The sequence below is a fragment of the Kitasatospora sp. NPDC049258 genome (assembly GCF_040678895.1).
Classification (GTDB): Bacteria; Actinomycetota; Actinomycetes; order Streptomycetales; family Streptomycetaceae; genus Kitasatospora.
Genome location: NZ_JBFAQT010000001.1, coordinates 305035 through 318702, shown reverse-complemented (window position 1 = coordinate 318702; position 13668 = coordinate 305035). Strand labels below are relative to the sequence as shown.

The following is a 13668-nucleotide window of genomic DNA, read 5'->3' as shown; positions in this document are numbered from 1 at the left end:
CAGTTGACGAGTTGAGAGGACGACCTGTCGTGAGCTCCTACGATCTGACCCGGCAGCTGCCCGCCGACCACTTCAGCCACGCGCTACGCCATGACGTGCAGCACGGCTTGACCGCGAGTCCCAAGACCCTCCCGCCCAAGTGGTTCTACGACGCCCGGGGCAGCGAGCTGTTCGAGCGGATCACCCGGCTGCCGGAGTACTACCCCACCCGGGCCGAGCGGGAGATCCTGACCAGCCGGGGCCGCGCGATCGCCGCGATCACCCGGGCCAGGACGCTGGTGGAGCTCGGTTCCGGCTCCTCCGAGAAGACCCGGCTGCTGCTGGACGCACTCCAGGAGCTGGGCACCCTGGAGACGTACATCCCGGTGGACGTCAGCGAGAGCGCGCTGAACGCGGCCGGCAAGGCGCTGACCAGGGAGTACCCGGGGCTGTCGGTGCACGCCGTGCTGTCCGACTTCACCCACGGGCAGGGCCTGCCGAGCGGCGCGGGCCCCAAGGTGCTGGCCTTCCTCGGCGGCACGCTGGGGAATCTGCTGCCGACGGAGCGGGCCGAGTTCCTGAGCGGGCTGCGCAAGCTGATGGGGCCGCAGGACTCCCTGCTGCTCGGCACCGACCTGGTGAAGGACCCCAAGGTGCTGGTGGCGGCGTACGACGACGCGGCCGGGGTGACGGCGGCGTTCAACAAGAACGTGCTGAACGTGCTCAACCGGGAGCTGAACGCCGACTTCGACCCGGGGACCTTCGAGCACGTGGCGCTCTGGGACGCCCGGCAGGAGTGGATCGAGATGCGGCTGCGCTCGACCCGCACCCAGACGGTGAAGATCCAGGCACTCGACCTCGCGGTGCACTTCGAGGAGGGCGAGGAGCTGCGGACCGAGGTGTCGGCCAAGTTCCGCCACACCAGGGTGGCCGACGAACTGGAGGCGGCGGGCCTGAAGCTGGCCGAGTGGTGGACGGATGAGCAGGGCCGGTTCGGGCTGTCGCTGGCCGTACCGCGTTGACGGCGTTCACCGCACTGACCGCGCAGCCGCAGCCGCGGTAGCCGGTCGCGGCCGCGCAGACGTGCCGCAGCTGGGCGCCCGCCGTGACGGGCGGGCGCCCTCCGGCGTCGCACCCTAGCGCCGTTCGACCGGGCCCGGGGCCCGAATCGCGCACTCCCTGCGGCCGGGAACACACCTCCGGTACCCATGTGGTCAGGAGGGATGTGCTCTTGATCTTCAGTCGCCTTCGCACCCGCAAACCCGCACCGGCCGGGGTCTGCCCCTACGCGCACCCCGGCATTCCCCCCGGCGCCGGACCTGCACCCGCACGGAGCCCGCAGACCACGCAGAGCCGGTTGGCCGCCGAGGCGGTGGCCTTCGTCCGCCAGCTCCACCACGAACGGCCGGGCGCGGGCGACCCGGAGCAGCGGATCCGCCAGGTGCTCGCGGAGATCGACCGCACCGGCAGCTACCGGCACACGCCCGAGGAGCTGGCCTTCGGCGCACGGGTCGCCTGGCGGAACTCCGCGCGCTGCATCGGCCGGCTCTACTGGCGCAGCCTGGTGGTGCGCGACCTGCGGCACGTCGACTCCCCCGACGAGATGGCCGAGCACTGCTTCGAGCACCTGCGGGTGGCCGGCAACGGCGGCCGGATCCGGCCGGTGATCTCGGTGTTCGCCCCCGACCGGCCGGGCCGGCCGGCGCCCCGGGTGCTCAACCAGCAGCTGGTGCGCTACGCCGGGCACCGGCAGCCGGACGGGAGCCTGCTGGGCGATCCGGCCGGGTCCGAACTGGCCGAGCAGGCCCGGGCGTTGGGGTGGAAGGGCGGCGACGGCCGGTTCGACGTGCTGCCGCTGCTGATCCAGCCGGCGCCCGGAGCCGATCCGCAGTGGTACGAACTGCCGGACGACGCCGTCTCCGAGGTGTGGCTGAGCCACCCCGAGCACGGCTGGTTCACCGACCTCGGACTGCGCTGGTACACGGTGCCCGCGATCAGCGACATGGTGCTGGAGATCGGCGGGCTCCGCTACCCGACCGCGCCGTTCAACGGCTGGTACATGGGCACCGAGATCGGCGCCCGGAACCTGGCGGACGCCGACCGGTACGACATGCTGGCCACGGTCGCCGAGCGCCTCGGACTGGACACCTCGACCGAGCGGTCGCTCTGGCGTGACCGCGCCCTGGTCGAGCTGAACGTCGCGGTGCTGCACTCCTTCCAGGTGGCCGGGGTGACCATGGCGGACCACCACACCGAGTCCGAGCGGTTCCTGAGGCACATCGCCCAGGAGAAGCGGCTCGGCCGGCCGACCCCGGCGGACTGGAGCTGGATCGTGCCCCCGGTCTCCGGCGGCCTCACGCCCGTCTACCACCGCTACTACGACGCGGTCGATCCGGAGCTGCGCCCCGCCTTCCTGGCCCGCGGTCCCTGGTGATCCGCCCGCGTCCATGGAAATCGGGTGGTGGCCGGCACGGTCGGCCTGCACAATGCCCGGATGCGTGCGCAACCGGGGCGGGTGGTCACCGCCGTCGTGACCTGGCGGGGCGAGTACCTGGGGGCGGTCGAGCCGTTCCCGGTGGAGACGCCGTGGCGGCACGACGTCAGGCCGGTGGCGGCGCGGCTGAGCGGGCTGCTGCGGGTGCCGGTGATGGTCCTGCGGCTGGTGTCGACCGAGGGCGGGGACGGCGACCGAGGCGGGTCCGTGACCTACCACGCCGAGGCCCTGCACCGCCCGGACCAGCAGGACCTCCACCAACTGGCGCCCGCACCGGCGGAGTTCGACCCGGCCGACGATGCGCTGCGGGCGGCGTGGGCCACCCCGGCCGGGCTGCGCGCCGCGCTCGACTGGGCCGACCGGGAGCTGACGGTCGCCGGCCGCCCGCCGGTCGGCGCCCCCGAGCAGGTCCGCAGCTGGAACCTGTCCGGCCTGTTCCGGATCCCGACCGCCCGCGGTGCGGCCTGGCTGAAGACCACCCCGCGGTTCGGGGCCCCGGAGGCCGAGGTGTGCCGAGCGGTCGCCGCGGTGGACGAGGGGCTGGTCCCGGCGGTGCTGGCCGGCACGGAGCACCGCGTCCTGCTGGACCACGTACCGGGGCAGGACTGCTGGGGCGTCCCCCAGGACGCGATGCTCGAGGTGGTCGACCGATGGGCGGCGGCGCAGGCCCGGCTGGCCGGGCCCACGGACCGGCCCACGGACCGGCCCACGGCCGGGTGGCAGGCCGGGATCGGCCTGGCCGATCGCCTCCCGGGCACCGTCGCCCGGCGCGCGGCGGAGCTGCTGGCGAGCGGCGCGGTGGCCGAGCTGACCGCCGACGAGCTGGCCGGCGCCCACCGGCTGATCGGCCGACTCCCCGCCCTGACGGAGGAGTTGACGGCCTGCGGGCTGCCGCCGACGCTGCTGCACGGCGACTTCCACCCCGGTAACTGGCGGTACCACGAGGGACGGACGGTGGTGCTGGACTTCTCCGACGCCTGTCTCGGCCACCCCGCCTTCGACGGCCTGCGACCGCGCGGCTTCCTGCCCGAGCGGCGCTGGGCGGACGTCCGCGCGCGATGGGTGGCGGCCTGGTCGGCCCTGGTGCCCGGTTCGGACCCGGGGCGGGCGCTGGAGCTCGCGGAGCCGCTGCTGCACCTGCACCTGGCGGTGCGCTACCAGGAGTTCCTGGACGGCGTCGAGCCCAGCGAGCGGATCTACCACGAGGGCGACCCGGCCTCGGAGATCCGGGCGGCGCTGGCCTCAGTCGGCGACGGCGAGCCGCTGGAAGCGTAGGTCGAGCCCGTCCAGCAGCGCCTGGAGGCCGGTCTCGAAGGCACCCTCGTCGATCCGGCGCTGGTGCTCGGCCAGCAGGTGGGCCTCGCCGAGGTGCGGGTAGTCGGCGGCGTACAGCTTGGCGTCCTCGGGGAAGCCGGCGGCGAACGAGCCGAGCGCCGAACCGGTGATGAAGTACCGCATCAGGGCGCCGATCCTGGTCGCCTGGCCGCGCGGCCAGCCGGCCTCGACCAGGCAGCCGAAGACCGCGTCGGCCAGCTTCAGCGCGTTCGGCCGGCGGCCCGGACCCTGGGCCAGCACCGGCACGATGTGCGGGTGGGCGGCGAGCGCGGCCCGGTAGGAGCGGGCCCAGTCGCGCAGCGCCTCGCGCCAGGGCGCCGAGCCGTCGAACATCGACAGGTCGACCTCGCCCATCACGCTGTCCACCACCGCGTCCAGCAGTTCGTCCTTGGTCCCGAAGTGGTTGTAGAGCGAGGGCCCGCTGACCGAGAGCAGGGTGGCCAGCCGGCGGGTGGAGAGCGCGTCCAGGCCCTCCGCGTCGACCAGCGCCAGCGCGGCGGCGACGATCCGGCCCCGGCTCAGCAGGGGGGTGCGCGGTCGGGCCATGCTCGCCTCCTGCGGTCGGTGCCTCAGCGGGTCGGGCGCCGGCCGTCCGACACTCCGACCGACATTCTGGCAGGGGGCCCCTTTGCAGCGCGGGCCGGGCGGGCTAGAGTCCGGATAAAACTTGCAGCGCTAGTTTATCGAGGTGGCCGCCGCCGTGAACCTGGAGCTCTCCGAGGAACAGACTGCCGTCCGCGAGCTGGCGGCCGCCTTCACCGACCGTGAGATCGCGCCGTACGCGGCCGGGTGGGACCGGGCGGAGTCGGTGGACGGCGCCGTGGTCGGCAAGCTGGCGAAGCTGGGCTTCCTCGGCCTGACCATCCCGGAGGAGTACGGCGGCAGCGGCGGCGACCACCTCTCGTACTGCCTGGTGCTGGAGGAGCTGGGCCGCGGCGACTCCGCGGTGCGCGGCATCGTCTCGGTCACCCTCGGCCTGGTCGCCAAGTCGGTGAACGCGTTCGGCACCGAGGAGCAGAAGCGGCACTGGCTGCCCCGGCTGACCTCCGGCGAGGCGCTCGGCTGCTTCGCGCTCACCGAGCCGGGCACCGGCTCGGACGCCGCCAACCTAACCACCCGGGCGGTCCGGGACGGCGCGGACTGGCTGATCAGCGGCGCCAAGATGTTCATCACCAACGGCACCTGGGCCGAGGTCGCCCTGGTCTTCGCCCGCACCGGCGGGCCGGGCCACCAGGGCATCACCGCCTTCCTGGTCCCGACCGGCCTGCCCGGCTTCGAGCGCCGGCCGGTGCACGGCAAGCTCGGCCTGCGCGGCCAGGCCACCGCCGAGCTGAGCTTCGACGCCGTCCGGGTGCCCGACAGCGCCCGGCTGGGCGCCGAGGGCAAGGGCTTCGGGGTGGCGATGGCCGCCCTGGCCAAGGGCCGGATGTCGGTCGCCGCCGGCTGTGTCGGCATCGCCCAGGCCTGCCTGGACGCGGCGGTCGGCTACGCCGGGCAGCGCGAGCAGTTCGGCAAGCCGATCGCCTCGCACCAGCTGGTGCAGGAGCTGATCTCGGACATCGCGGTGGACGTCGACGCCGCCCGCCTGCTGACCTGGCGGGTGGCCGACCACATCGAGCGCGGGCTGCCGTTCGCCACCGAGTCCTCGGTGGCCAAGCTGTACGCGAGCGAGGCCGCCGTCCGCGCCGCCAACAACGCGCTGCAGGTCTTCGGCGGGTACGGCTTCATCGACGAGTACCCGGTCGGCAAGCTGCTGCGCGACGCCCGGGTGATGACCCTCTACGAGGGCACCAGCCAGATCCACAAGCTGCTGATCGGCCGGGCCCTCACCGGCGTCAACGCGTTCTGAGCACCGCACGCCCCGATCCGGCACCGCCCCCGATCCTGCACCGCCCCCGATCCAGCACCGCCCCCAGAAGAGTCCGTCCAGAAGAGTCCGTCCGGATAAGGAGCCCGAAGAAGTGCGCCCTGTCTACTTCGCCGCCGCCCGCCGCACCCCGATCGGGCGGCTGCGCGGTGCGCTGTCCACCGTCCGCCCCGACGACCTGTCGGCCGCCGTGCTGCGCGGCCTGCTCGACCAGGTGCCGCAGCTCGACCCGGCCCGGATCGACGACGTCTACTGGGGCGCCGCCAACCAGGCCGGCGAGGACAACCGCAACCTGGCCCGGATGGCCGTACTGCTGGCCGGGCTGCCCGATTCGGTGCCCGGCGCCACCCTCAACCGGCTGTGCGCCTCGGGCATGGAGGCGGTCACCACCGCCGCCCGGGCGATCGGCTCCGGCGAGGCCGAGATCGTGGTCGCGGGCGGCTGCGAGTCGATGAGCCGGGCCCCCTTCGTGCTGCCGCGCCCGGACGAGGTCCTGCCGCACCGGATGGAGACCTTCGACACCCGGCTCGGCTGGCGGCTCACCAACCCCCGGATGAAGGACCTGCACGGCGTCCTGTCGATGGGCGAGACCGCCGAGGAGGTCGCCGCCCGGTACGGCGTCAGCCGCGAGGACCAGGACGCCTTCGCCCTGCGCAGCCACCAGCGCGCCGCGGCGGCCCGCAAGGACGGCCACTTCGACGCCGAGCTGCTGCCCGTGCAGCGGCCGGACGGGGTGACGGTCGACCAGGACGAGTCCATCCGCGAGGACACCACGGCGGCCCGGCTCGCGGCCCTCAAGCCCGCCTTCCGGCCCGGCGGCACCGTCACGGCGGGCAACGCCTCGCCGATGAACGACGGCGCCGCCGCCCTGCTGCTGGTCAGCGAACAGGCCCTGGGCGAGCTGGGGTTGGAGCCGCTCGGCCGGTACGCGGCCGGCGCCTCGGCCGGGGTCCACCCGGACGAGATGGGGATCGGCCCGGTGCCCGCCACCCGCCGGGTGCTCGGCCGGCTCGGCTGGTCGGTCGAGGACCTCGAGGAGGCCGAGTTCAACGAGGCCTTCGCCGCCCAGGCCCTGGCCTGCGTACGGGAGTTGGGCTTCGACCCGGAGCTGGTCAACCCCTCCGGCGGCGCCATCGCGCTCGGCCACCCGCTGGGCGGCTCCGGCGCCCGGATCCTCACCACCCTGCTGCACCGGATGCGCCGCACCGGAGCCCGCCGGGGCCTGGCCACCATGTGCGTCGGCGTCGGGCAGGGCTCCGCCGTCCTGGTCGAGAGCGTCTGACCCCGGCCGCGTCCGACCGCGAGAACACCCGATCCGGTCCACCCCGGCCCGGTGCCGGTACATCCCCAAGGAGAGTGCAGTGACTCGTTTCGCAGGCAAGGTCGCCGTGGTCACCGGCGCCGCCCAGGGCATCGGCGCGGCCACCGCGCGGCGCCTCGCCGAGGAGGGCGCGGCCGTGGCCGTCCTCGACCTGGCACCCGAGCGGGCGCAGGAGACCGTGGACGCGATCACCGCCAAGGGCGGCACGGCGCGGGCGTACGGCTGCGACGTGGCCGACTACGACGCGGTGGAGGCCGTCTTCGCCCGGGTCGCCGAAGACCTCGGCGGGCTCCACATCCTGGTCAACAACGCCGGGATCACCCGCGACAACCTGTTCTTCAAGATGGCCAAGGGCGACTGGGACGCCGTCCTGACGGTCAACCTGACCAGCGCCTACAACTGCAGCCACGTGGCGCAGAAGTACATGGTGAAGCAGAAGTACGGCAAGATCGTCTCGCTCAGCTCGCGCTCCGCCCTGGGCAACCGCGGCCAGGCCAACTACGCCGCCGCCAAGGCCGGCATCCAGGGCCTGACCGCCACCCTGGCGATCGAGCTCGGCCCGTACAACATCAACGTCAACGCCGTCGCCCCCGGCTACATCGCCACCTCGATGACCGCCGCCACCGCCGAGCGGGTGGGCGCCTCCCCCGAGGAGCACCAGGCCCAGGTCGCCGAGCGCACCCCGCTGCGCCGGGTCGGGCAGCCGGAGGAGATCGCCGCCGTGGTCACCTTCCTGGCCAGTGAGGACGCCTCGTACGTCAGCGGCCAGACGCTCTACGTGAACGGCGGAGCGCGCTGATCTTTACCTCAGCTGATGGTCTGATCAGCCGAGTTACCTGGAGCAGGGCTGCCCTTTACCTGATTCCGTGGCCTGCGAAGACCATCCCAACGGCCCCGGTCTGACTATGGAAGGCCCGCCCCGCTGCCGATGGGATATGGGAGCCGGCCGGCTCGGCCGGCTCCCATCCTTCCGAGGAGTCCCATGGGCATCACCCCCGTCACCGCGGGTACCCGACGCTCCGTCACCGCGCGCACCCTGGCGCTGTTCGCCGTGGGGGCCACCGCCCTCACCGGCGCCACCGTCACCGCGCAGACCGCGGCCGCCGTGGCCGACCGGCCGACCGGCCGGGCCACCGTCCAGGTCCGGCCCGCCTCCAGCGGCCACATCAGCCGGGCGGCCCTGGCCGCGCCGATATCGACCTCCGACTGCGTGGCGAAGCTCGCCATCCACTGCTACTCGCCGCTGCAGTACCGGAGCGCGTACAACCTCGGGCCGCTCTACCGGGAGGGTGTCACCGGCAAGGGCCGGACCATCGTCATCGTCGACTCGTTCGGCTCCCCGACCATCCAGCACGACCTGGAGGTCTTCGACAAGCAGTGGGGCATCCCCGACACCCAGGTCGAGGTGGTCAAGTGGGGCAACGTCCCGCCCTTCGACCCGACCAACGGCGACCACACCGGCTGGGCCGGGGAGACCACCCTCGACGTCGAGTACGCGCACGCGGTCGCCCCCGGCGCGCACATCGTCCTGGTCGAGACGGGCGTCGCCGAGACCGAGGGGGTCACCGGCCTGCCCGAGATGATGGACGCCGAGAAGGCCCTGATCAAGGCCGGCCGGGCGGACGTCATCTCGCAGAGCTTCGGTGCCACCGAGAACACCTTCCCCGGCTTCGACAAGGGCGACTTCAAGTCGCTGACCGACCTGCGCTACGCCTTCCAGGCGGCCGCCGCCAAGGACGTCACCGTGCTCGCCGCCTCCGGTGACGCGGGCGCCACCGACGCGATGGAGAACGGCAGCGACCTGTACCCGTACAAGGTCAACTCCTGGCCGTCCTCCGACCCGCTGGTCACCTCGATCGGCGGCACCCAGCTGACCCTGGACAACGACGGCAGGCGCACCGCGCCTGACAAGGTCTGGCACGACGACTACGGGGCGGCCGGCGGCGGCGTCTCCGGCGTCTTCGAGCGCCCCTGGTACCAGCTCGGCGTCGCCAAGGTGACCGGCAACCACCGCGGCACCCCCGACATCAGCATGAGCGCGGCCGTGGACGGCGCCGCCTGGACGTACGAGTCCTACGACCCGGCCCGGGTCGGCTGGCACCTCACCGGCGGCACCAGCGAGGCCACCCCGATCTTCTCCGGGGTCGTCGCGCTGGCCGACCAGCTGGCCGGGCACCGGCTCGGGCAGCTCAACTGGCGCCTCTACGGGCTCGCCGCACTGCCCTCGCAGTGGAGCGGCATCACCGACGTGACCACGGGTGACAACTCCTGGGACACGGTGACCGGCTACCAGGCCGCCAAGGGCTACGACCTGGCCTCCGGCCTCGGCACCATCGACGGCGCCCGCTTCGTGCACGCGATCGCCGGCCGCTGAGCCGACCGGCCCGGTGAACCGAACCCGCGGGGCGACCGCGCACTCCGGTGCGCGGCCGTCCCGCGGCACGTCCGGGGCTCAGTCCACCGTGGCGGCCACCTCGGCGGCCGCCTTCGCCTCGACCAGCTGGCGCAGGTACCGCTCGGCGGCGCGGAGCTTGCGGCCGTCGGGGCCGGGCAGGTGGGCCCGCAGCTCGATGATGTCCGGGGCGACGCCGATCGCCTCGGCCGGGCTCCTGATCCCGCGCCAGCAGGCCTCGGCGTTGGTCGCCGCCTGCTGGGTCTCCGGGTGCTCGGGGCCCTGGGTGCGCAGCAGGGTGAGCGCCACCTCGCGGTAGAGGTCGGCGGCGACCGCCGGGCGTCCGGCCAGCCGGGAGACGTGCGCCCGTACCTGGCGCACCTGCAGCGTCACCGGCGCGACCGGCCCGTACGCCGCCACCACGCGGTCCTCCAGTGCCCGGGCCAGGGTGCTGGCCCGCTGGTGGTCGCCGGTGTCCGCGGTGCGGACGATCACCCCGATCTCGTCGCGGTAGGCGGCCATCGGGTCGCCGGTCGGCGCGGGCCCGGGCCCGGCCGCCTTGTCCAGGCTGACCAACGGCTCCGGCCCTGCGCCCGGCGCCGGCTTGGCGAGCGACACCGGCGGCTCGGCCCGCTCGGCCCGCTCGGCCCGCACCACCGGCTCGACCTGCTCGACCTGCTCGACCGGTTCCGGTGCCCGGGTACCGGTCTTGAGCAGCGTGACCGGGCGGATCCGCCGCGGGGTCAGCGGGACGTCCGGCTTGAACAGCGAGACCGGCACCTGGGCCCGCCTGGCCTGACCCGGCTGCCCGGCCTGCGCGGGCCCCGGTTCGGGTTGACGCGGCGTCGGCCGGGGCGCCCGGAGCGCCGGCTTGGGCATCACCGCGGCCGGGCGCGGGCCCTCGTACGGGCGAGGCACCCCGTCACCGGCGAGTTTCCGGGCGGTGTTGCGGAAGATCGGCCGGTCGGGCGCGTGCGCGGTGACCGTGACGACGTCCGGCCGCAGCACCGAGTGCACCTGCTGGCGCACCTGCTCGGGGGTCAGCACCGGCTCCAGCCCGGGCCGGCCGCCGTGCAGCGCCTCGATCAGGGCGCGGGTGAAGGTACCGATCTGCTCCGGGTCCACGCTGACCGCGGCCCACAGCGGGACGCCGTCGACCAGCGGGGTGATCGCGCTCTGCACCTGCGGCATGGCGGCGTGGTCGGCACTGAGATCGGCGATCACCAGGGTGTCCCACTCGGCCGGGCGGTGCCGGAGCTCCGCGGCCAGTGCCTGCCAGGGGAGGCTCTCACCGGCCTTGGCATCACGCAGCGTCAGGTGCAGCTGGCCGCTGCGCCGGTCGGCGATCAGATGGCCGCCGAGGTGGACCAGCAGCGGACCGGCGTGCCGGGCCGCGGCGCGCAGGTGGGCCAGCACGCTCTGCGGGTCGCTGGCGCCGGGCAGGTGGACGGCGTCGACGCCGTCCGCGACCAGCAGCATCTGCGGCGGCACCGCGGCGAGCATCGAGGACAGCACCGGGCCCTGGCCCGAGCCACCGCGGCCCCACGAGCGGCGCCCCGACCCGCCGTACCCGCCCTCGACCACCAGGATCCGGCCGCGCGCGCCGCGCCCGGCCGGCTGCTCCGGGGCGGCCCCGAGCGGCGGCGCGGCCAGTTGGATCACCGGCATCGTCACCGTCCAGCCGGTGCCCGCCACCGGGCCCGGCGCGGACTGCGGCGGCGGCGGGATCCGGCCCGGCGCGGCCGGAGCATTGCGCTCGGCCGACGTCTCGTCAGGACCACCACCGGGTGGTTGCGCAGGCAGGTCCAGGCCGAAGGGCCGCCACTCGTCGCCGCCAGGCGTCGTCGTCACGTCCGCCACTACCGGTCACCGCCCCGCCCGCCGCCGCGCGACGTCCCGCTCCACTGTGGCACGCTCACCACGCCCGATTTCGCCACCATAAGGGGTCGTCCCGGCCGCGAGCCAGGCCGGGTCGGCGATCACCCGGAAGATCCGGCCGGCTCGGCCGGTGGACCGTACGGTGCAACCAGGACGCTAGCGGGCCCGGGTGACGGACGAGCGGGCGGCGGATGTCCGGGGGCGTCCGCCGGGTTGGCCGCCGGACGAATCCTCGCCGGTCACGGGCGCGGGGCGACGGCGGACGGGCCGCCCGGGCCGGTCCGGGCGGCGACGGGCGGCGACGGGGCCGACGGCTGACGGCCCGGCAGCGACCAGGGTCACCGCGCGGCGGGGCGGACCTCCAGCAGGGTCTTGCCGACCGTCGCCCGGGATTCGATCGCCCGGTGCGCGTCGGCCGCGCGGGCGAGCGGGAAGCGCTGACCGACCGTCGGGCGCAGCCGGCCGGCCCTCGCCTCGCCGAGCGCCTGCTCGGTGGCCCGGCGGAGCAGGACCGGGGACGGCACCGGCCGCAGCAGGGTGACCTGCCGGGCCTCGGCCTCGGCCTCCTCGATCCCGGCCCACTCCCCGCTCGCCAGGCCGAAGCTGACCATCCGGCCGCCGGCCCGCAGCAGCCGGAACGCGGCCCGGCCGATCGCCCCGCCGACCCCGTCGAGCACCACGTCGACCGGCGCCACCCGCTCCTCCCAGCCGGGCTCGCGGTAGTCGACGGTCTCGGCCGCGCCCAGCTCGCGGGCGAGCCCGAGCTTGCGCTCGCCACCGGCCGCCGCCACCACGGTGGCCCCGGCAGCCGCGGCCAGTTGCACCAGCAGACCGCCGACCCCGCCGGCCGCGGCCTCCACCAGCACCCGGTCCCCCGGCTTGACGGCGGCGGCGTCGAGCTGCAGCACGGCCGTCCGGCCGTCGGCCAGCAGGGCCACCGCGTCGTCCAGCGCCAGACCCTCGGGCACCGGGTACAGGGCTTCGGCGGCGGCGAGGGCGTACTCGGCGTAGCCGCCGGAGCCGCCCGTCCCGGCCACCACCCGCCGGCCGACCAGCCCGGGGTCGACCCCGGGCCCGGTGGCGGCCACCGCCCCGCCCACGCCGTTGCCCAAGATCAGCGGCGGCTGCGCCGGGAACGGCCCGCGGCCGGTGGCCCGGAACTGCGTCTCCACGAAGGTGGTGTTGGCGTACGCCACCTCGATCAGCACCTGCCCCGGCCCGGGCGCCGGCTCCGGCGCCTCGCCCTCGACCAGGACCTCCGGGCCGCCGAACTCCCTCAACCACACTGCGCGCATGACGTCCTCGACTCGCTCGTTGCCGCTCCGTTCCGGCCATCCTCGGACTTCAACCTCGCTTGAGGTCAAGCGCCGACGGGTCGGGGCCGCCGGTCAGGGCGGCCGGTCAGGGCGGCCGGGGAGCGGTCGACCGGGTCTCAGTGCGGGATGCCGTCGATCAGCTCCTGGGCACCCTGCCGCTTGAGCGCCAGCGCGGTGGCGGTGCCGAGGTCCTCGGGGCCGAGCGCGCCCGCCCACTCGTGGGCGTCCAGGATCCGCTTGCCGTCGGGTGCGAAGACCCGGCCGCGCATCGACAGCCGACCGTCCGGCTCGGCCTTGGCGTAGCCCGCGATCGGCGAGTTGCAGTGACCCTGGAGCACGTGCAGGAACATCCGCTCGGCCGTGGCCTCGCGCCAGGTCTCGCGGTGGCCGAGTCCGGAGACCGTCTCGATGGTGGCCGGGTCGTCCTCGCGGCACTGGAGGGCGAGGATGCCGGCGCCGATCGGCGGGCACATGATGTCCACCGGGAGGATCTGGCTGATCCGCTCCGGCAGTCCGATCCGCTCCAGGCCGGAGACCGCGAGCAGCAGCGCGTCGGCCTCGCCGGCGTCCAGCTTCGCCAGCCGGCTGTTGGCGTTGCCCCGCATCGGGACACACTCCAGGTGCGGGTGGGAGGCGGCGAGCTGGGCGATCCGGCGCACCGAGGAGGTGCCGATCCGGGCGCCGCGCGGCAGCTCGTCCAGGGTCAGCCCGCCGGGGTGCACCAGGGCGTCCCTGATGTCGTCGCGCCGCAGGTAGGCCGCGAACACCGTGCCGGCCGGCAGCGGCCGGTCCGCGGGCACGTCCTTGAGGCAGTGCACGGCGAGGTCGGCCTCGCCGGCCAGCAGGGCCGCGTCCACCTCCTTGGTGAACGCCCCCTTGCCGCCGAGCGCCGACAGATCCCCCATCCAGCGGTCGCCCGACGTGGTGACGGGCACCACCTCGGTGGCGATCCCCGGGTGCAGCACGGCGAGTTCGGCCCGCACCCGCTCGACCTGGGCGAGCGCCATCGGGGAGGAGCGGGAGACGATCCGGATCAGTTCGGCACTGGACATGGCGCGATGATAGACCGTCAGATCCCCGGTGATG

11 protein-coding genes are annotated in these 13668 nt (G+C 74.6%); 7 read left to right on the top strand and 4 right to left on the bottom strand.

What is annotated here, in order from left to right; translation table 11 throughout:
* Nucleotides 1-29 precede the first annotated feature (29 nt).
* The 3 genes from egtD (at nucleotide 30) to AB0K43_RS01505 (ending at nucleotide 3748) form a co-directional block, all read left to right on the top strand.
* Entirely contained in the window at nucleotides 30-1001 is a 972-nt protein-coding gene (gene egtD / locus AB0K43_RS01515) for an L-histidine N(alpha)-methyltransferase (protein WP_363634541.1), read from the top strand.
* Between the two features lie 335 nt (nucleotides 1002-1336).
* Nucleotides 1337-2413 carry a nitric oxide synthase oxygenase gene (locus AB0K43_RS01510; RefSeq protein WP_363634698.1) on the top strand — a complete coding sequence of 359 codons (1077 nt, stop codon included), beginning with the start codon at nucleotides 1337-1339 and terminating at the stop codon, nucleotides 2411-2413.
* Between the two features lie 60 nt (nucleotides 2414-2473).
* Nucleotides 2474-3748 (top strand): aminoglycoside phosphotransferase family protein, encoded by a 1275-nt coding sequence (locus AB0K43_RS01505; RefSeq protein ID WP_363634539.1) that lies wholly within the window; start codon nucleotides 2474-2476, stop codon nucleotides 3746-3748.
* Here AB0K43_RS01505 and AB0K43_RS01500 read toward each other — a convergent pair.
* Nucleotides 3716-4354: a TetR/AcrR family transcriptional regulator gene (locus tag AB0K43_RS01500; protein ID WP_363634537.1), complete on the bottom strand. Its 639-nt coding sequence runs from the start codon at nucleotides 4352-4354 to the stop codon at nucleotides 3716-3718. The two genes, AB0K43_RS01505 and AB0K43_RS01500, sit on opposite strands and share 33 nt — an antisense overlap.
* Nucleotides 4355-4508: 154 nt before the next feature.
* Here AB0K43_RS01500 and AB0K43_RS01495 point away from each other — a divergent pair, with 154 nt between their 5' ends.
* The 4 genes from AB0K43_RS01495 to AB0K43_RS01480 all read left to right on the top strand — a co-directional run bounded on the left by AB0K43_RS01495 (nucleotide 4509) and on the right by AB0K43_RS01480 (nucleotide 9370).
* Nucleotides 4509-5657 (top strand): acyl-CoA dehydrogenase family protein, encoded by a 1149-nt coding sequence (locus AB0K43_RS01495; RefSeq protein WP_363634696.1) that lies wholly within the window; start codon nucleotides 4509-4511, stop codon nucleotides 5655-5657.
* A 112-nt stretch (nucleotides 5658-5769) separates the two neighbouring features.
* A complete protein-coding gene (locus tag AB0K43_RS01490) occupies nucleotides 5770-6957 on the top strand; it encodes an acetyl-CoA C-acyltransferase (RefSeq protein WP_363634535.1) in 1188 nt (395 codons plus the stop codon).
* Between the two features lie 79 nt (nucleotides 6958-7036).
* A complete protein-coding gene (fabG, locus tag AB0K43_RS01485; RefSeq protein WP_363634533.1) occupies nucleotides 7037-7795 on the top strand; it encodes a 3-oxoacyl-ACP reductase FabG in 759 nt (252 codons plus the stop codon).
* Between the two features lie 183 nt (nucleotides 7796-7978).
* On the top strand, nucleotides 7979-9370 hold the full coding sequence (locus tag AB0K43_RS01480) for a S53 family peptidase (RefSeq protein ID WP_363634531.1): 1392 nt from the start codon (nucleotides 7979-7981) through the stop codon (nucleotides 9368-9370).
* A 78-nt stretch (nucleotides 9371-9448) separates the two neighbouring features.
* On the opposite strand, the gene AB0K43_RS01475 is transcribed toward AB0K43_RS01480, so the two are convergent.
* The 3 genes from AB0K43_RS01475 to hemC all read right to left on the bottom strand — a co-directional run bounded on the left by AB0K43_RS01475 (nucleotide 9449) and on the right by hemC (nucleotide 13634).
* Nucleotides 9449-11239, bottom strand: coding sequence for a hypothetical protein (locus tag AB0K43_RS01475; RefSeq protein ID WP_363634529.1), 1791 nt, complete (start codon nucleotides 11237-11239; stop codon nucleotides 9449-9451).
* A gap of 365 nt (nucleotides 11240-11604) precedes the next feature.
* Entirely contained in the window at nucleotides 11605-12561 is a 957-nt protein-coding gene (locus AB0K43_RS01470; protein WP_363634527.1) for a zinc-binding dehydrogenase, read from the bottom strand.
* A 137-nt stretch (nucleotides 12562-12698) separates the two neighbouring features.
* On the bottom strand, nucleotides 12699-13634 hold the full coding sequence (gene hemC, locus AB0K43_RS01465; RefSeq protein ID WP_363634525.1) for a hydroxymethylbilane synthase: 936 nt from the start codon (nucleotides 13632-13634) through the stop codon (nucleotides 12699-12701).
* Between the last annotated feature and the right edge of the window lie 34 nt (nucleotides 13635-13668).